Genomic DNA, 15,985 nt, shown 5'->3' with positions numbered 1-15,985 from the left:
TCACCATGCACCCACCATGGATCCTGCTCAGGGGCCTTACTCGCGAGGCGGCGCACTGGGGGGATTTTGTCAGCGCATTTGAAAACGCCCTGCCGGGCGCCCGCGTGGTGGCGCCCGACCTTCCTGGCAATGGTCTGCTGCACCGTGCGGTGTCGCCCGCAACAGTGCGGGGCATGGTCGAGGCTTGCCGGGCGCAGCTCGCTGCGCACGGTTTGCGGCCGCCGTTTCGGGTGCTGGCCATGTCGCTGGGCGCCATGGTGGCGACCGAGTGGGCGCGGGTGGCACCCGGGGAGCTGGCCGGGTGCGTATTGATCAACACCAGCCTGCGGCCCTTCAGCCCGTTCTACCAAAGGCTGCGGCCCGCCAGCTATCTGCCGGTGTTGCGCTGCGTGCTGCCGGGGGCCAGCCCCGAGGCCATCGAACAGACCGTGCTGCGGATGACCAGCAACTGCGCGGCGGCGCATGCATCCGTGGTGCGGGACTGGGTGGCCGTGCGCAGGCAGCGCCCCGTATCCGCGCCCAATGCCTTGCGCCAGCTGCTGGCTGCGGCGCGGTACAGGGCGCCTGTGGCGGCGCCGCTGCCCGCGGTGTCGGGGGTATCGCACATCTTGCTGCTGGCCAGCCAGAACGACAGGCTGGTGTCCAGCCAATGCTCGCAGGCCATAGCGCAGGCCTGGGGCGTGCCGCTTCGCCTGCACCCGTTTGCCGGCCATGATCTGCCACTGGATGATGCGCCGTGGGTCATCCGGCAGGTGCGTTCATGGGCAGAGGGCGTGGCAGCGTGAAGGGGCGCAACCAGGCTGCTCCGGCTCATTCACCCAGGCCTGCAAGCCCACCCTGTGTCACGAGTTCGCGGTACCACTCCTGGTAGCCAGCGCTGCTGGGGTGCAGCCCGTCAGCCGCGTTCAGGGCCTTGTGGTTCACCACAAACGGGTCTTCGCTGCGCGGCTTGAGCAGGCGCACATAACGCACCTCGCGCCTGGCGGCAATGTCGCTGACAAGGGCGTGCAGTTCCTCGGAGCGGTGCGACATCAGCCAAGAAACCGGTGGCACGAAAAACGGCGCATTTCCCACGTTGCCGCACGGCATCAGCACCACCTGCCGGCCCTTTTGCTGTGCAAGGCCCACCACCTGGTCGATCTGTGATCGCAGGGAGTCGAGCGCTGTCAGGCGGATCACGTCGTTGCCACCCGCCAGCACCAGCACCAGGTCATATCCCGCAGGTGCCCGCTCCAGCTGGGCGGCCACATCGGCGTAGCGGGCGCCGTTGGCGGCCAGGTTGTCGATGTGCCACTGCGGGTGGTCCTGGCCGATGCGCCCGGGCAGGCTGTCCAGCGGGGCGTCGGCCCCCGTGCCTACGGCGGTGCTGTCGCCCACCACCAGAATCCGCCGCACGGGTTGCGCCGGCTGCGCCGTGTAGGGTTCGGCCTCGCGGGCCAGGTCGGCGGCCGTCCAGATGCGCCAGGGTGCGCAGGCGGTGAGCAGCAGGGCGCCGGTGGCAAGTGCTGCCACGGCGACCAGGCGTCGGGAGGGTGCGGGGCGGGTGCTGTGGGGGCGATTTTTCATGCTGGTGGGCTGCGCAAGATCTGAACCTCGTCCAGCCTACCTGCAGGGCACGGCACGTGGCGTCGGTGGCCTGCAAAGCACCGCGTAGGACGGGGGCACCGCCATGGCGGGCCCGTCGATAGCCGTGCTACTGCTTGAACACCACGGCTTCCAGGGCCATGGCCCGGATCGCGCTGGCGGCATCATCAGCAGCCGCCCGGGTGTCGTAAGGCCCCACCCGCACGCGGATGCGCCGGCCTTTGGCGCTGTTGAGCTCCTGGCGAAAGGCGGGCAGCCCCTCGTTGAGCAGCCTGGCCTGGGCCTTGCGGGCATTGGCCTCGTCGGCAAAAAGCCCGACATTGATGTAGTAGCCCGCCGCCGTGCCCACAGCCGCCAGCGGCGTGGCGGTGGGTGACTCGGCAGGAGTGGCCGAGGCCGCCGCAGACGCGGGTGCCCCGGCGGCCTTCGGGTTTGCGGCCGGGGCCACGCGGCGCGCCGGGCCTGCGGGGGACGATGCCTTGGGCGCGGGCTGGGGTGTGGCCGCAGCCACCGGCGCGGACGGCGCAGGGGTGGAATCCACAGACGCTGCAGCCGGGGAAGGCACTGCGGCAGGGGCGGCATCAGCCGGCTGGACCTGCGTATCGGGCAGCGCTGGTGGTGTGGGCGGGGTCGCTGAACCGGGGTCCGGTGTGGCGGGCTCGGCCAGCGAAGGCACTTCGTTGGCGGGTGGAGGTGCCGAAGCCGCTGCCGCCGTGGCCTGCGCCACAGTGACATCGGGCTCCAGCGCCAGCGGCGGGGTGCCGGATGGGGCCCAGACCAGGTACGCCAGCGCGGCAGCGGTCAGCACCACCACGTTACCCAGCACCAGCGCCCGCAGCCGCTTGCGCGAGCTTGCCTGCTGCTCCAGCAGCACGCAGGCCTCGGGCAGGGTGCGCGCAGCAGCCAGTGCCCGGGCAACCCGCTTGCGGATGTCGGCATACAGGATGGCATTGCCATACAGACCCGGCACTGCAAAGGCCAGTACTGCAAAAGCGCCGAGCACTCCGAGTTCCACGCCGGGCGGCCACTGCAGGTACGAGCGGCCAATGCCGAACATGACCAGGGCCAGGCCCTCGGCCGCCGCCACGTAGACCAGCGCTGCGTTCCAGAGCTGCCGAAACAGCATCCAGTTGATGGTGGCCAGGCATGCAGCCCAGTTCCAGGTGGTGGTGGTGCGCCCGGTGCTGTCAAAGCGCTCGAAGACAGCCAGGTAGTAGTCGGTATTCACCGGCCCCAGTGCCAGCCGTGTCAGCGCCGTCATGGCGCTGTCGGACGGGGAATCCAGCGACGCGGCCGGAATGATGGAGGCGACAGGATCCGAGTGGGCGAGCATGACCGGATTCTGTCACGCGCAGGGGGCGGCGCCACATGGTTTGCGCGGGTGCAACGCAGGGGGGGCTGCGTGCGTTCTGACCCTTTACGCGGGCCCCATGACCTCAGCGCCTACCGGTTGGAAATTTGAATAAAAACAGCCTCTAGCTGTCGCATCCCGGACGATTGCATAGACTCTAAACGCTATCCCCTCTTCATGGCCAGAGCGGTCCTGCAAGAGTTGATAGAGTCCTTGCAATCTACCCAGGGAGTAAAGCCATGTTGATTGCCCTGCACAAGAACGCCCGCACCACGCCCGCCGTGCGTGCCGAGATCGCAGCCAGCAACGAGCCAGCCAACGTCCTGGCCCTGCGCTTCGGGATCACTGAGCAGACGGTCTACAAATGGAAGAAGCGCGATGTTTTTGCAGACCGCTCGCACACGGCCCATCACCTGCAGACCGTGCTCACGCCTGCGCAAGAGACCGTGGTGCTCCACCTCAGGCGTACCCTGCTGCTGCCCCTGGATGACCTGCTGGCGGTCACGCGCGAGTTCATTTGCCCCCATGTCTCACGCTCTGGCTTGGACCGCTGTCTGCGCCGCCATGGCGCGGGCAACCTCAACGCCCTCAAACCCCAGGAGCCTGCGGTAGCACACAAGGCCTTCAAGAGCTACGAGCCTGGCTATGTGCACATGGATGTGAAGTACCTGCCCCAGATGCAGGACGAGAGCAGCAGGCGCTATCTGTTCGTGGCCATTGATCGGGCTACGCGCTGGGTGTTTGTGCAGCTCAAGACCAACAAGACGGCCGCCAGTGCGCAAGCCTTCCTGAAGGCATTGCACAAGGCCTGTCCACTCAGGATCACCAAGCTGCTGACCGACAACGGCAAGGAGTTCACAGACCGCCTGTTTGCCAGCCGGGAACGCGAACCCAGCGGCAACCATGAGTTCGATCAACTGTGCCAGGAGCTGGGCATAGAGCACCGGCTGACCAAGCCCAGAACACCGAGAACCAACGGTATGGTGGAGCGGTTCAATGGGCGTATTGCAGACGTCCTGAAGACCCACAGGTTCAACAGCCGCGAGGACATGGAGCAGACCTTGTTGCGCTATGTGGCCCTGTACAACCACCAATTGCCGCAATCAGCGCTCAAGAGCAGTACGCCCATGCAGGCCATGAAACAGTGGTATCAGTCGCACCCGCATCTGTTTAACAAGCGACCATATGATCGTCCGGGATGCGACAACTATGCACGCCGCGTACCTAGATTTGTTCCCCGGCTGCGCCACAGCGCTTCCGGTTCTCAATCCACCGATGCTATTGAAGGAAGACGATGACCACGATTGACTTAGCTGTTTCCGGAATGACTTGTTCGATGTGCGTGGCACATGTCACTGAAGCGCTGAATGGCGTAGCTGGCGTCAGCGCAGTCGAAGTGAGCCTGAAGGACGGCACTGCCCGCGTGCAGACAAGCGCGCCAAGTGCCGATCACCTGATCCAAACCCTGGCCCAAGCTGGCTATCCTGCCACTCGAACGTCCTCGGGTAGCTCGCGGCTCGAGCCTGGGCGCGGCGGTGGTTGCTGTTGCAAGCAGTGAGCGGAAGTGGCAGCCCAGAGGAAACCGTAAAACCAAGTAGGCTGGGTGTCGGTTTAGGCGTGCTGTTGTCCGCGGGACTGCTGGCTGCAGGCACATTCATGGTGCTTGTGAACAGGCCCTCGGCCAAGCTGCAACCCTACACATTGCGTCCCGATGATCCGCAGGTTGTGAGCTTTGGTGCACGCATCTACGCCCAGCAGTGCGCGGCATGCCATGGGGTGCGGGGCGAAGGGCAGTCAGATTGGCGTGAACGGGGTACGGATGGCCTGTTGCCAGCTCCTCCCCACGATCCGAGCGGCCATACGTGGCATCACCCGGATTCTCAGTTGTTTGCGATCACCAAATTCGGCCTTGCCAAGCTCATCGAGCAGCCTGACTACAAGACTGCGATGCCTATTTATGACAGGGTGCTTAGTGACCACGAAATTGTTGCGGTGCTCTCTTGGATCAAGGCCCAGTGGCCGCCAGACGTCAGAACGCGTCACGATGAAATCAACGAAGCAGCTCGTAAGTCTGGCATGTGAACGACAGTCGACCGTCTTTTTTAAGGAAATCCTGCAAAACCTCCCCCGATGTTTGGTAGTTGTCAGCCGGCCGTGGCATGCTTATCGGCCATGAAACAAAGCAGCCTGGGTCTGGACTTGAGCATCAAAAGAACCCGCAAGCAGGAACTGCTGGCCCAGATGGAGCGGGTGGTTCCCTGGGCTGCATTGGTCGATCTCATCGCCCCGTATTACCCCGAAGGCAAGAACGGTCGCCCCCCCTTTGCACTGGAGACCATGCTGCGCATCCACTGCATGCAGCAGTGGTTCACCTTGTCGGATCTGGCGATGGAAGAAGCCTTCTTTGACACCCCGATCTACCGGGAGTTTGCAGGGCTTGATGCCCATGGGCGAATGCCTGACGAGAGCACCATCTTGCGCTTTCGCCACCGGCTGGAAAGGCACAAACTGGCCGATCAGATTCTGGCCACCGTCAATGAACTTCTGGCAGCCCAGGGCCTGCTGCTCAAGGCGGGCACTGCCGTGGACGCCACCTTGATCGCGGCACCGAGCTCGACCAAGAACAAGGACAAAAAGCGCGATCCAGAGATGCACTCAAGCCAAAAGGGCAACGAGTGGCACTTTGGCATGAAGGCCCACATTGGCGTGGACGCAGACTCGGGTCTGGTGCACACCGTCATCGGTACCTCGGGCAACGTGTCTGATGTGGTGGAAGGCAACAGCTTGATCCATGGTGAGGAGAAAGACGTCTTTGGTGATGCTGGCTACCAAGGCGCGCACAAGCGCCCGGATGCCAGGAAAGATGTCACTTGGCATGTGGCGATGCGCCCGGGCAAGCGCAAAGAGCTGGACAAGGAAAACAACCCCATTGACGCACTGATCGACCAGGTGGAGAAGATCAAGGCCAGCATCCGTGCCAAGGTGGAGCACCCCTTCAGGGTGATCAAACGGCAGTTTGGCTATACCAAGGTGCGCTACCGTGGGCTCAAGAAGAACACGCTGCAGCTCAAGACACTGTTTGCGCTATCGAACCTGTGGATGGTGCGCCACCAATTGCTGGCGGCGCAGGGATGAGTGCGCCTGCAAACAGGCAAGGGGCCGCAAAAGCAGCGCGAATGACCCGAAAGGGCGTGAAAAATGGCGCAAAGATGCGAGAAAACGGCCGCAATTGCATCATCTGAAAAACATCGACCCTGTAGCACTTACGAGTCCGAGTTGTTCAGGACATCCTTAAACAATTGATAGACTCGAATCATCAAATGAAAATCGCATGCCGTTTTATTGAACGGGTATTTTGACAAACACGAAAGATTCATTGAAAAAATCCCGGAGTTGAATGCCTCCGGGATTTTTGATCCGCCTGATTTTAATTCTGGAAGAGTTCCTTCATGCGCGCTCGTTCGTAAGGTGTTTGATTCAGCATCTCATTGATGACTTGTTGGCGTGTCTTGCTTTGATGATAAGTCGGCTCTCCGGCCGGCGCTAACCGTGGACGCTGCTCATCTCCGTGAAGCATCTTGTCGTGAACTTGGGGATCGGCTGGGGCCCGTGGGCTGTTTTGCGTTGGGCCTGACGCACCGCGCTCAGCTTGCGTTTTCTGCTCGTCCCCATGGAGCATATTGTTGTGCATTTGGCTGCCAGTCGTTGTCCTTTGGGATTGTTGAGCCAGCTTGATTGAGCCGACCTGGCTCGAATCATCGTGGCCGAAAGGTGCAGGAGTGGCTGCCTGCGAAAGCGCCGGCGCGGCCATTACAACCGAGGCAATGGCAGACAGTGCAATGGATTTGAGTTTCATATTCGACTCCGGTAAGCTGAAAAGTAGGAACTTCATCCCTGGTAGTGCTTTGAACACGGGGTGGAATCTACTCCTTGGATACCGACAAATTACTGACCCACTCATTACATTCTTGTCAGCTTTGAAGCTTCGTATCATGAATACAGACAGATCAGGAGATAACGCGTGAGCACCACTAGATGTCGCATCCCGGACGATTGCATAGACTCTAAACGCTATCTGTCGCATCCCGGACGATTGCATAGACTCTAAACGCTATCCTCTCTTCATGGCCAGAGCGGTCCTGCAAGAGTTGATAGAGTCCTTGCAATCTACCCAGGGAGTAAAGCCATGTTGATTGCCCTGCACAAGAACGCCCGCACCACGCCCGCCGTGCGTGCCGAGATCGCAGCCAGCAACGAGCCAGCCAACGTCCTGGCCCTGCGCTTCGGGATCACTGAGCAGACGGTTTACAAATGGAAGAAGCGCGATGTTTTTGCAGACCGCTCGCATACGGCCCATCACCTGCAGACCGTGCTCACGCCTGCGCAAGAGACCGTGGTGCTCCACCTCAGGCGTACCCTGCTGCTGCCCCTGGATGACCTGCTGGCGGTCACGCGCGAGTTCATTTGCCCCCATGTCTCACGCTCTGGCTTGGACCGCTGTCTGCGCCGCCATGGCGCGGGCAACCTCAACGCCCTCAAACCCCAGGAGCCTGCGGTAGCACACAAGGCCTTCAAGAGCTACGAGCCTGGCTATGTGCACATGGATGTGAAGTACCTGCCCCAGATGCAGGACGAGAGCAGCAGGCGCTATCTGTTCGTGGCCATTGATCGGGCTACGCGCTGGGTGTTTGTGCAGCTCAAGACCAACAAGACGGCCGCCAGTGCGCAAGCCTTCCTGAAGGCATTGCACAAGGCCTGTCCACTCAGGATCACCAAGCTGCTGACCGACAACGGCAAGGAGTTCACAGACCGCCTGTTTGCCAGCCGGGAACGCGAACCCAGCGGCAACCATGAGTTCGATCAACTGTGCCAGGAGCTGGGCATAGAGCACCGGCTGACCAAGCCCAGAACACCGAGAACCAACGGTATGGTGGAGCGGTTCAATGGGCGTATTGCAGACGTCCTGAAGACCCACAGGTTCAACAGCCGCGAGGACATGGAGCAGACCTTGTTGCGCTATGTGGCCCTGTACAACCACCAGTTGCCGCAATCAGCGCTCAAGAGCAGTACGCCCATGCAGGCCATGAAACAGTGGTATCAGTCGCACCCGCATCTGTTTAATAAGCGACCATATGATCGTCCGGGATGCGACATCTAGCGCTTGATGGATAAGCGCTGATAGCTATTATCAATATAGCGTGATAGATAAGCTCCGACGCATCAGCCGCCGCGCACCATCGCCATGATCTTGGCCGCATCCAGCGTGGCGGCCTTTTGCTGGATCTGCGGCAGGTACTGTGACTGCATCTGTTTGGCAGGGCCCAGCAGGTTCTGGAAGGTGTCGCGCAGCATCGCTGTGCTCATCACGCGGCCGCCGGCATAGTAGCGCTTGGCCACCTGCCCCAGCGCGTAGGTGGTGGCAAACGAAAACGCCATGCCCGTCGCCGCGCTGCCCAGGCCGCCGATGGCGCGTCCGGCCGCCTTGCCCAGCAGGCCCCCCAGCAGCTTGCGGCCAAACTGCTCCAGGTACTGCGACGTCATGCCCACGCCCGCAGCGGCGATGAACTCCTTGATGTGGCCCTGGTCCAGCTCCACGCCGTGGGCTTTGCCGATGCCGTACACCATCTTCACCTGCATGGGGATGACGGCCATGGACGCCCAGGACTGCGGCAGGAGCTCCAGTGCTCCGTTGAGCAGGGCGTAGTTGAGGATGGATTTGTCCAGTTCCGCCTGCGAAGGGGTGGCTGCCGACGTTGCTGCTGCGGGGGCTGTGGCCGCTGCCGGCAGGGTCATGGGCACGGCCGTTTCCGCCACCTCCACCAGCGCATCGGCCTCCTGATCAAACGCTGCGGTTTGCGGTGCACCCAGCTGCAGGGCGGCCTTGAGGCTGGCCAGAAACTCGCGCTCGGCAGCGGTCTGGCGGCCATCCACGTCGCACACGCACACCGCCATTTCGTAGGCCAGCTGGCGGTGCATGGGCTCGCTCAGTGCCTGTGCAGCCGCCTGCACGCTGGTGCGCTTGAGCAGCACATCCTGATAGATGCGCGGGAGGTCCGCCATGCCGGCGTCGCCCGCGAGCGACTGGGCAATGCGGCGGATTTCCTCGCGTTCGGCGTCATCTTTGGCGCCGTCTGCAAACGCGGCCAGGAGGGCGATGGTGAGAATGGATTTTTGCTGGTCCAGCGTCATGGGGTGTGCCTGAAAAGGGTCAATGGAGTGAATGAAAGCAAGGAGCCCAGGCGCTGGGAGCGCCAGCCCTGGACGGTGTTTGGATACAGATGCAGTCTAGGCAAGCCGGTTTCAATGCCACAGCTTGTAGGGGCTTGTGCCTGCAGGGGCCCGGGCGCTGCGTGCGGGCGGCAATTTTTCGCCGCTGATTTGGGCCACGGGCCGGAAGGAGCGCATCTGGCCTACAGTGGGCGCCATGAACATTGCCCACCTCTTGCGCCGCAGTGCACTGCTGCACGCGGGTCAGCCCGCCGTACTGCACGGTGACACGGTGGTGTGGACCTACCGCACACTGGCTGCACGCACCGCCAGCCTGGCGGCCCATCTGCGCAGCTGCTGCGCGGTGGCTCCCGGCGACCGTGTGGCCATCTACGCCGCCAATGCGCCCGAGTACCTGGAGGCGTTGCACGCCATCCTGTGGGCGGGGGCCGTATCGGTGCCCGTCAACTACAAGCTGCACGCCAAGGAGCTGGCCTACGTGCTGGCCGACTCCGGTGTGCGTGTGGTGCTGACCTCGGAAGCGCTGGCACCCGCCGTGCGCGAGGCCGGTGCGCTGCAGGACGCGGTGCTGGTTTTTGGCTCCGACGCCTACCGCACTGCAGTCGCCCATGCGCCCATCGAAGTGTGCGACCGCGCGCCGCACGACGTGGCCTCGCTGTTCTACACCTCGGGCACCACCGGCCGCCCCAAGGGGGTGATGCAGACCCACCGCAACCTGCTGGCCATGACGGCCTGCTACTTCACCGATGTGGACGACATCCTGCCCGGCGACGCCATGGTCTACGCCGCGCCCATGTCGCACGGCGCGGGCCTGTACAACTACGCCCAGGTACTGCGCGGTGGGCGGCATGTGGTGCCGCTGTCAGGTGGGTTCGAGCCGGCCGAGCTGGTACAGCTGGCGGCAGCGGTGGGCCAGCTCACGCTGTTTGCCGCGCCCACCATGGTGCACCGCCTGGTGGACCATGTGCGTGCCACGGGCGCCGATGTCTCGGGCTTCAAGACCATCGTCTATGGCGGCGGCCCCATGTACGCCGACGACCTGCGCAACGCCCTGGCCGTGATGGGCAACCGCTTTGTGCAGATCTACGGCCAGGGCGAAAGCCCCATGACCATCACGGCCCTGCAGCGCGCGCAACTGGCCGACCGTCATCACCCGCGGTGGGTCGAACGCATGGTGTCGGTGGGCGTGGCGCAGTCGCTGGTGGAGGTGTGCGTGGTCGATGCCACGGGTCGGCCCGTGCCCATCGGCGAGACCGGCGAGGTGGTGGTGCGCGGCGACACCGTGATGCCAGGCTACTGGAACAACCCCACGGCCACGGCGCAGACACTGCGCGACGGCTGGCTCTGCACCGGCGACATGGGCGCGCTGGATGCGGATGGTTTTCTCACGCTCAAGGACCGGTCCAAAGATGTGATCATCTCCGGCGGCTCCAACATCTACCCACGCGAGGTGGAAGAAGTACTGCTGCTGCATCCCCAGGTGCGCGAAGTGGCCGTGGTGGGCCAGCAGGACGCCCAATGGGGTGAGGTGCCGGTGGCCTTTGTGGTGGCCGAAGGCGTTGATGCCCAAGAACTGGACGTGCTGTGCCTTGCCCACATTGCGCGCTTCAAGCGGCCGCGCCAGTACCGCTTTGTATCGTCGCTGCCCAAGAACAGCTACGGCAAGGTCCCCAAGACAGCATTGCGGGCGATGCTCGGCTGAGCTGCCCTGGCGTACGCCCCGCCCGAAAAAATGCCCGCAGGGCTTGCGCCATGCGGGCGGGGAAAACGCGAGGCTCGGTATCAGCTGCGGTTGCCGGTGGCAATCTTGCCTGCACGGGCTGCCGTCACGGCTTCGGCGCGCACACTTTCGCGGCTGACGTCCGCCGAGACACTTTCCTGGCGTGTGGAGAAATTCTTGAAGTGCGGCACGGCCTTCACGGCTTCGGCGTGAACTTCAGCACGGGTGCGGCTGGACTCGAACTCCGACTGGAAATTGGCGCCGTAGGTGTCGGCCTGCGCTGCAAAGGAAGTCAAAGCGGTAATGGCGGCGATGGAGAGAATGCGGGCGGCGGTCATGGTGTATTCCTTGAAATCGTGGGATCGATGAATCGAATAAGTAAAGTCTGCGCAGGGCACCGCAGGCACCCTGCGGGGTGATCAGCCGCGGTTGCCAACGGCGATGGTGCGAGCGCGTGCGGCAGTCACTGCCTCAGCGCGTACCGCGGCGCGGCTGGTGGCGGAAGGGGCGCTGTCCTGCGCGGCGACAAAGTTCTTGAAGTGGGGCACAGCCTTCACGGCTTCCGCGTGGACTTCAGCACGCGTGCGGCTGGACTCGAACTCCGACTGAAAGTTGGCGCCGTAGGTGTCTGCCTGGGCGGCAAAGGAAGCCAGAGCGGCGATGGAGGCAACGGAGAGAATGCGGGCGATGGTCATGGGGAATCCTTCAAGTAACTGTTTCAGGGCCCGGCCGGCACGGTGCTGATCCGGGTGTCGATGTAGGGAGCAGTGCTCTGCGTTGCATCGATGGGTGAACTTTACGCTTCGCGGGTACAAAGAAAAACTACCTGGTATCAAACTGACTGTTCCGTAATTTGAAACAATCTCTCTTTGACGACAATTTTTCAAACAAATAGTGGCTATTTTTTGATTTAAAAATATCAATCCAGCAAGGGTTACTACCCATCGCCTAGGATGAAGCAATCCCATCACCTCCTGGTCCTGTCCCATGCCCAAAATCCTGAAGATTGATTTCGTCTCCGATGTCTCGTGCCCCTGGTGCATCATTGGCCTCAAGGCGCTGGAGCAGGCGGCAGACAGGCTCAAGGACGAGGTGGCGTTGGACCTGCACTTCCAGCCGTTTGAGCTCAACCCGCAGATGGCGCCAGAAGGTCAGGACATTGGCGAGCACCTGCAGGAAAAATACGGCGCCACGCCCGAGCAGAGCCAGCAGAACCGCGAGGCCATCGCGGCGCGTGGCGCGGCGCTGGGGTTTACCTTCAGCATGGACAAACGCAGCCGCATCTACAACACCTTTGATGCGCACCGGCTGCTGCACTGGGCCGAAGAGAAGGGCGTGCAGGCGCAGCTCAAGCACGCGCTGTTCAAGGCATATTTCACCGACGGGCAGGACCCGAGCGACCACGCGGTGCTGGTGCGCGTGGCGGAGGGCGTGGGGCTGGATGCCGACGAGGCGCGTGCGCTGCTGGCGTCAGACCGCTATGCCAGCGAGGTGCGTGAGCGCGAGCAGTTCTATCTGCAAAACGGCATTCACTCGGTGCCGGCCATCATCATCAACGAACGCCACCTCATCCAGGGCGGTCAGCCGGTGGAAGTGTTCGAGCAGGCGCTGCGTCAAATAGTTGCCACAGGCTAAAGGCCCTATGGGCGATCGTTCGGTTTGCTGCCTACCGCAGCGCACACAGACGTGGTGACGGGAGCTGATGTGTTGCTGTCCGAGTGTCGACGCGAACGCGTGACGTCTATTCTCTTAATTGTCGCGTCCGTCTTTGCAGGCGCTTGCTCCGGCGAGGTCAAGAATGTCACGCACGAGCTGGATGAAATGCTGGCTTCCGTGGGGACCTGTCTGTTGAAAACCTATGAACGCCAGGCAGGCAAGGCGTGCGAATCGTTGTATTTCGCCTTCGTCTCGCTGCAGTAGCAGATCCCGCCCGAGCTCGTAGGCAAATCGTGACCGGATTGCATCCACCTCTTGGAGAACTTCGCGCACCCTGCTTTCTCTTGCCGCCCAGGCCCGGATCGCAACCTCGCGCCCCGGCTGCATTCCTGAAGCAATTTCGAGATATCTTTCCAGGCGCACATGAGCGTTTGCGCCCGCTTCTGCGAAATTGATCACGCTGTCTGTGTACTCCGCCTTCCACCGGTTGAGCAGCGCATCGACGAAGCTCGATCTGCTGTCGAAGTGGTGATAGAAAGAGCCCCTTGTCACATTGAGACGCCTTGCGGTTTTCTCTATGGACAGTTGCTGATAGCCATTTCTGTCGAGCGCCTGGAACCCTGCTTCGATCCACGTTTCCTGACTGAGTTTTTTCATAAGTTTTCCAACATACGGGCTGTGTATGGTGCGTGGCTGCACTCTAAATTGCGGCCATGTTTCAAGCAACCGAACACACACCGGCACGCCCGCGCGTGGTGGTAATAGGCGCCGGCCTGGCTGGCTTGGCCGCAGCCCGTGCGCTGACCGACGACGGGTTCCCGGTGCAGGTATTGGAGAGCGCAAGCAGGGTTGGTGGAAGAGTTTTCAGCGCGCCCTTTCATGGCCGGACGATTGAAACCGGAGCCCAGTTCCCGTCCTCAGGCTACAGGCACATACCTGCGCTGATTGCTGCGTCGGGCCTGTCCAGTCACATCGAAAAAACTTCGCCGTGGGCGGCCCTGGAGCGCGAAGGGCGTCTGTGCAGGTTTCATCAAAGCCGGTTGAGCACCGTTTTTACCGGCGGATTGCTGCGTTGGCGCGAGTGTCCTGCGTTGCTTCGGGGCTCGCTCTCCTTGGCTGGTGGCGCAGCCTTTCGCGACACATCGAGTTATGCGGCATTCGCTGATGTGGATGTCGAAGACGCTCAGCATTGGTGCCCTCGCATGTTCGGCCCCCGTGCCACAGATCACCTGTTGGCACCCTTGATTCACGGGTTTTATTTTCACCCGCTTCAGGGCTGTTCGCGTGCGTTGGTCACTGCTGTCATGTCTTTTCAGGGTTCGAAAGCGCTGGCGGTAAGGGGCGGATGGGGGGCTTTGCCCCATGCGATAGCGGCCGGACTGGACGTTCAAACGGGGGTGGACGTTGAGTCTCTGCAACAGGTGCCTCACGGGTGGCGAGTCCGCTGTGATGACGAGGTGGTAGAAGCCGAGTGGATGGTGCTGGCGGTGCCGGCGCCAACGGCCAGGCAGCTGCTGCGATCGGTGATCCCGATGGAGCAACAGGTGCTGGACACCGGCTATGCCGCCACGGTGCACGTCGCATTGGGAATGGACGCTACCTGGACCACGCCCACCGATCTCCATGGGGTGCATGGATTGCTTTTGTCGCCGGACCCCTCGGGTATGGGGCAGGGTGTGGTGGCCTCCATGGTGGTCGAGTCTGCCCGACTGCCGGTTCCCGCTGCGCCCGAAGTTTTGACACTGATGTTGACCGATGCGGCTGCACGTGCCCAAGTGGGGAGTGACGATCATGCGCTGGTTCGGCTGGTCTTGGGCTGGCTTGAGAGCCGCTGGCCAGGCACCACCGATCATGTCATTTCGCACCGCGTGCAACGCTGGGAGTTTGCGGAGCCGCTTTCACCCGTGGGCAGAGCGCAGGCCATTGCGCAGTACCGGCAAGGTCTGCCTGAGACACGACGTGTGGTTCTCTGTGGTGACTATATGGGTTTGCCTTGGACTGACGGAGCGGTGGAAACCGGTTTGTGGGCCGCAGACCGGATCAAGCGGGTGGTGCGCAAATTCCCCCCGACTGGGCAGAACTTCTCCACCCTTTAGTTTTTCATTCACCTTCTATCGATTCCCATGAACGATCATTTCTACCTTGCAGGAGCCATTTTGATGGCCTTGATCGGTGTGATTCACACCGTATTGGGAGAGGTTCTCATTTTTCAGCGCATGCGCGTGAAGGGAGTGGTTCCGACAAAAGGCGGGGAAGTCCTCAGGGAGCACAACGTGCGCATTCTTTGGGCTACATGGCATCTCGTCACCGTGCTCGGATTCCTGGTTGCCGTCGTGATCGTGCATCTCATCCGGATGCCGGCAGGCAGCGTTGAAAGCAGATTGCTGGTGGTCAGCCTCATCGGTGCAATGCTTGCAAGCTCCCTACTGGTTCTGGTCGGTACACGGGGGCGCCATCCAGGTTGGGCAGGTTTGTTGGTTGTTGCGTTGCTGGTGGGGGCCGGCGCATATGCATGATTCACATGAGCACGCCGGATCAGCGCAGCAACCATTTTTGTACGGGCGTGGATTCACGGTCGGATGTTGAATCCACTGCAGTTTGACTGGCGGGGTTGGTAGTCCGACAGAGCACTTGCTTGGTTCGCTGCTATTTTTATAGCATTTCGCGCTTTATGGGTAAGCGCTGAAGGCCTTTTCTATCCAAATTTTTCTGGCCAACAAAAAAGCCCGCGAGGCTTGCACCTCGCGGGCTTTTGGGCAGATCCCTGGCCGGGAATCAGCTGCGGTTGCCGGTGGCGATGGCGCCAGCGCGGGCAGCGGTGATGGCTTCGGCGCGCACGGTGTCGCGGCTGGCCGACGGTGCAGCCACTTGTTGCTCGGGCAGGTAGTTCTTGAAGTTGGGCAGGGCTTGCACGGCTTCGGCGCGGACTTCAGCGCGGTCGCGGGTGGACTTGGCTTGCGACTGGAAGTCAGTGCCGTACAGGTCGTTGGCTTGGGCGCCGAAAGAAGCGAAAGCGGCGACAGCGGCGATGGAGAGGATGCGGGTTGCGGTCATGGTGAATTCCTTCATGATGTAAGTGACGGGGTTCGGCCGGGATGCCGGGAATCAGCTGCGGTTGCCGGTGGCGATGGCGCCAGCGCGTGCTGCGGTGATGGCTTCGGCGCGCACGGTGTCGCGGCTGGCCGACGGTGCAGCCACTTGCTGCTCGGGCAGGTAGTTCTTGAAGTTGGGCAGGGCTTGCACGGCTTCGGCGCGGACTTCAGCGCGGTCGCGGGTGGACTTGGCTTGCGACTGGAAGTCGGTGCCGTACAGGTCATTGGCTTGGGCGCCGAAAGAAGCGAAAGCGGCGACAGCGGCGATGGAGAGGATGCGGGTTGCGGTCATGGTGAGTTCCTTTAAACACTGTTTCAAAAACCGGGATCGCACAGTGCTGACCCGGGGTTCGA

Annotated in this window: 19 protein-coding genes; 10 read left to right on the top strand and 9 right to left on the bottom strand. The window is 62.2% G+C overall.

What is annotated here, in order from left to right:
* Positions 1-5 precede the first annotated feature (5 nt).
* Complete coding sequence (locus AAFF19_RS19475; RefSeq protein WP_246331016.1) at positions 6-785, top strand: alpha/beta hydrolase; 780 nt, start codon at positions 6-8, stop codon at positions 783-785.
* Positions 786-810: 25 nt separating this feature from the next.
* Here AAFF19_RS19475 and AAFF19_RS19470 read toward each other — a convergent pair whose 3' ends face one another.
* Together AAFF19_RS19470 and AAFF19_RS19465 are read right to left on the bottom strand one after the other, a co-directional pair.
* Entirely contained in the window at positions 811-1,566 is a 756-nt protein-coding gene (locus AAFF19_RS19470; RefSeq protein WP_182120414.1) for an SGNH/GDSL hydrolase family protein, read from the bottom strand.
* Positions 1,567-1,693: 127 nt separating this feature from the next.
* Positions 1,694-2,917: an SPOR domain-containing protein gene (locus tag AAFF19_RS19465; protein ID WP_342720831.1), complete on the bottom strand. Its 1,224-nt coding sequence runs from the start codon at positions 2,915-2,917 to the stop codon at positions 1,694-1,696.
* Between the two features lie 257 nt (positions 2,918-3,174).
* Between AAFF19_RS19465 and AAFF19_RS19460 the strand changes: the two genes are divergently transcribed.
* The 4 genes from AAFF19_RS19460 to AAFF19_RS19445 all read left to right on the top strand — a co-directional run bounded on the left by AAFF19_RS19460 (position 3,175) and on the right by AAFF19_RS19445 (position 6,070).
* Positions 3,175-4,233, top strand: coding sequence for an IS481 family transposase (locus AAFF19_RS19460; RefSeq protein WP_342720829.1), 1,059 nt, complete (start codon positions 3,175-3,177; stop codon positions 4,231-4,233).
* Positions 4,230-4,493 carry a heavy-metal-associated domain-containing protein gene (locus tag AAFF19_RS19455; RefSeq protein ID WP_008903554.1) on the top strand — a complete coding sequence of 88 codons (264 nt, stop codon included), beginning with the start codon at positions 4,230-4,232 and terminating at the stop codon, positions 4,491-4,493. The genes AAFF19_RS19460 and AAFF19_RS19455 overlap by 4 nt, the downstream gene beginning before the upstream one ends.
* Before the next feature lie 98 nt (positions 4,494-4,591).
* Positions 4,592-5,017, top strand: a complete 426-nt coding sequence (locus AAFF19_RS19450) for a cytochrome c (protein WP_008903553.1) — start codon at positions 4,592-4,594, stop codon at positions 5,015-5,017.
* A 90-nt stretch (positions 5,018-5,107) separates the two neighbouring features.
* A complete protein-coding gene (locus tag AAFF19_RS19445) occupies positions 5,108-6,070 on the top strand; it encodes an IS5 family transposase (RefSeq protein ID WP_055393426.1) in 963 nt (320 codons plus the stop codon).
* Between the two features lie 292 nt (positions 6,071-6,362).
* Here AAFF19_RS19445 and AAFF19_RS19440 read toward each other — a convergent pair whose 3' ends face one another.
* Positions 6,363-6,791, bottom strand: coding sequence for a hypothetical protein (locus AAFF19_RS19440; protein ID WP_139019287.1), 429 nt, complete (start codon positions 6,789-6,791; stop codon positions 6,363-6,365).
* A 330-nt stretch (positions 6,792-7,121) separates the two neighbouring features.
* On the opposite strand from AAFF19_RS19440, the gene AAFF19_RS19435 reads away from it, so the two are divergent.
* On the top strand, positions 7,122-8,093 hold the full coding sequence (locus tag AAFF19_RS19435; RefSeq protein WP_342720828.1) for an IS481 family transposase: 972 nt from the start codon (positions 7,122-7,124) through the stop codon (positions 8,091-8,093).
* Positions 8,094-8,155: 62 nt separating this feature from the next.
* Here the strand turns inward: AAFF19_RS19435 and AAFF19_RS19430 are convergent, their stop codons facing one another.
* Complete coding sequence (locus AAFF19_RS19430) at positions 8,156-9,124, bottom strand: DUF533 domain-containing protein (RefSeq protein WP_342720827.1); 969 nt, start codon at positions 9,122-9,124, stop codon at positions 8,156-8,158.
* 235 nt (positions 9,125-9,359) lie between these two features.
* Between AAFF19_RS19430 and AAFF19_RS19425 the strand changes: the two genes are divergently transcribed.
* On the top strand, positions 9,360-10,865 hold the full coding sequence (locus tag AAFF19_RS19425) for an AMP-binding protein (protein WP_342720826.1): 1,506 nt from the start codon (positions 9,360-9,362) through the stop codon (positions 10,863-10,865).
* An 80-nt stretch (positions 10,866-10,945) separates the two neighbouring features.
* Here AAFF19_RS19425 and AAFF19_RS19420 read toward each other — a convergent pair whose 3' ends face one another.
* Together AAFF19_RS19420 and AAFF19_RS19415 are read right to left on the bottom strand one after the other, a co-directional pair.
* A complete protein-coding gene (locus AAFF19_RS19420; RefSeq protein ID WP_008906686.1) occupies positions 10,946-11,221 on the bottom strand; it encodes a DUF4148 domain-containing protein in 276 nt (91 codons plus the stop codon).
* An 81-nt stretch (positions 11,222-11,302) separates the two neighbouring features.
* Positions 11,303-11,578, bottom strand: coding sequence for a DUF4148 domain-containing protein (locus AAFF19_RS19415; RefSeq protein ID WP_008906685.1), 276 nt, complete (start codon positions 11,576-11,578; stop codon positions 11,303-11,305).
* 292 nt (positions 11,579-11,870) lie between these two features.
* On the opposite strand from AAFF19_RS19415, the gene AAFF19_RS19410 reads away from it, so the two are divergent.
* Positions 11,871-12,518, top strand: a complete 648-nt coding sequence (locus tag AAFF19_RS19410) for a DsbA family oxidoreductase (protein ID WP_342720825.1) — start codon at positions 11,871-11,873, stop codon at positions 12,516-12,518.
* A 114-nt stretch (positions 12,519-12,632) separates the two neighbouring features.
* On the opposite strand, the gene AAFF19_RS19405 is transcribed toward AAFF19_RS19410, so the two are convergent.
* The gene (locus tag AAFF19_RS19405; RefSeq protein WP_008906683.1) at positions 12,633-13,196 is read right to left on the bottom strand and encodes a TetR/AcrR family transcriptional regulator; all 564 of its coding nucleotides are present in this window, start codon (positions 13,194-13,196) and stop codon (positions 12,633-12,635) included.
* A gap of 56 nt (positions 13,197-13,252) precedes the next feature.
* Between AAFF19_RS19405 and AAFF19_RS19400 the strand changes: the two genes are divergently transcribed.
* Both AAFF19_RS19400 and AAFF19_RS19395 read left to right on the top strand, forming a co-directional pair.
* Entirely contained in the window at positions 13,253-14,635 is a 1,383-nt protein-coding gene (locus AAFF19_RS19400; RefSeq protein WP_342720824.1) for an FAD-dependent oxidoreductase, read from the top strand.
* A 27-nt stretch (positions 14,636-14,662) separates the two neighbouring features.
* The gene (locus tag AAFF19_RS19395; RefSeq protein ID WP_342720823.1) at positions 14,663-15,055 is read left to right on the top strand and encodes a hypothetical protein; all 393 of its coding nucleotides are present in this window, start codon (positions 14,663-14,665) and stop codon (positions 15,053-15,055) included.
* A 259-nt stretch (positions 15,056-15,314) separates the two neighbouring features.
* Here the strand turns inward: AAFF19_RS19395 and AAFF19_RS19390 are convergent, their stop codons facing one another.
* Together AAFF19_RS19390 and AAFF19_RS19385 are read right to left on the bottom strand one after the other, a co-directional pair.
* On the bottom strand, positions 15,315-15,593 hold the full coding sequence (locus AAFF19_RS19390) for a DUF4148 domain-containing protein (RefSeq protein WP_008906680.1): 279 nt from the start codon (positions 15,591-15,593) through the stop codon (positions 15,315-15,317).
* 51 nt (positions 15,594-15,644) lie between these two features.
* A complete protein-coding gene (locus tag AAFF19_RS19385; protein ID WP_008906680.1) occupies positions 15,645-15,923 on the bottom strand; it encodes a DUF4148 domain-containing protein in 279 nt (92 codons plus the stop codon).
* Positions 15,924-15,985 lie beyond the last annotated feature (62 nt).

This window comes from Acidovorax sp. FHTAMBA, from assembly GCF_038958875.1.
Taxonomy (GTDB): domain Bacteria; phylum Pseudomonadota; class Gammaproteobacteria; order Burkholderiales; family Burkholderiaceae_C; genus Acidovorax.
The sequence above is the reverse complement of the archived record's forward strand: the minus strand, read 5'-3'. Positions and strand labels throughout refer to the sequence as shown.

Bases quoted from the DNA above. Each gene is read 5' to 3' on its own strand.
- AAFF19_RS19460 (WP_342720829.1), top strand. From the start codon at position 3,175: ATGTTGATTGCCCTGCACAAGAACGCCCGCACCACGCCCGCCGTGCGT.
- AAFF19_RS19405 (WP_008906683.1), bottom strand. From the start codon at position 13,196: ATGAAAAAACTCAGTCAGGAAACGTGGATCGAAGCAGGGTTCCAGGCG.
- AAFF19_RS19395 (WP_342720823.1), top strand. From the start codon at position 14,663: ATGAACGATCATTTCTACCTTGCAGGAGCCATTTTGATGGCCTTGATC.
- AAFF19_RS19450 (WP_008903553.1), top strand. From the start codon at position 4,592: ATGGTGCTTGTGAACAGGCCCTCGGCCAAGCTGCAACCCTACACATTG.
- AAFF19_RS19440 (WP_139019287.1), bottom strand. From the start codon at position 6,791: ATGAAACTCAAATCCATTGCACTGTCTGCCATTGCCTCGGTTGTAATG.
- AAFF19_RS19465 (WP_342720831.1), bottom strand. From the start codon at position 2,917: ATGCTCGCCCACTCGGATCCTGTCGCCTCCATCATTCCGGCCGCGTCG.
- AAFF19_RS19410 (WP_342720825.1), top strand. From the start codon at position 11,871: ATGCCCAAAATCCTGAAGATTGATTTCGTCTCCGATGTCTCGTGCCCC.
- AAFF19_RS19430 (WP_342720827.1), bottom strand. From the start codon at position 9,124: ATGACGCTGGACCAGCAAAAATCCATTCTCACCATCGCCCTCCTGGCC.
- AAFF19_RS19470 (WP_182120414.1), bottom strand. From the start codon at position 1,566: ATGAAAAATCGCCCCCACAGCACCCGCCCCGCACCCTCCCGACGCCTG.
- AAFF19_RS19415 (WP_008906685.1), bottom strand. From the start codon at position 11,578: ATGACCATCGCCCGCATTCTCTCCGTTGCCTCCATCGCCGCTCTGGCT.
- AAFF19_RS19390 (WP_008906680.1), bottom strand. From the start codon at position 15,593: ATGACCGCAACCCGCATCCTCTCCATCGCCGCTGTCGCCGCTTTCGCT.
- AAFF19_RS19420 (WP_008906686.1), bottom strand. From the start codon at position 11,221: ATGACCGCCGCCCGCATTCTCTCCATCGCCGCCATTACCGCTTTGACT.
- AAFF19_RS19400 (WP_342720824.1), top strand. From the start codon at position 13,253: ATGTTTCAAGCAACCGAACACACACCGGCACGCCCGCGCGTGGTGGTA.
- AAFF19_RS19475 (WP_246331016.1), top strand. From the start codon at position 6: ATGCACCCACCATGGATCCTGCTCAGGGGCCTTACTCGCGAGGCGGCG.
- AAFF19_RS19445 (WP_055393426.1), top strand. From the start codon at position 5,108: ATGAAACAAAGCAGCCTGGGTCTGGACTTGAGCATCAAAAGAACCCGC.
- AAFF19_RS19385 (WP_008906680.1), bottom strand. From the start codon at position 15,923: ATGACCGCAACCCGCATCCTCTCCATCGCCGCTGTCGCCGCTTTCGCT.
- AAFF19_RS19435 (WP_342720828.1), top strand. From the start codon at position 7,122: ATGTTGATTGCCCTGCACAAGAACGCCCGCACCACGCCCGCCGTGCGT.
- AAFF19_RS19425 (WP_342720826.1), top strand. From the start codon at position 9,360: ATGAACATTGCCCACCTCTTGCGCCGCAGTGCACTGCTGCACGCGGGT.
- AAFF19_RS19455 (WP_008903554.1), top strand. From the start codon at position 4,230: ATGACCACGATTGACTTAGCTGTTTCCGGAATGACTTGTTCGATGTGC.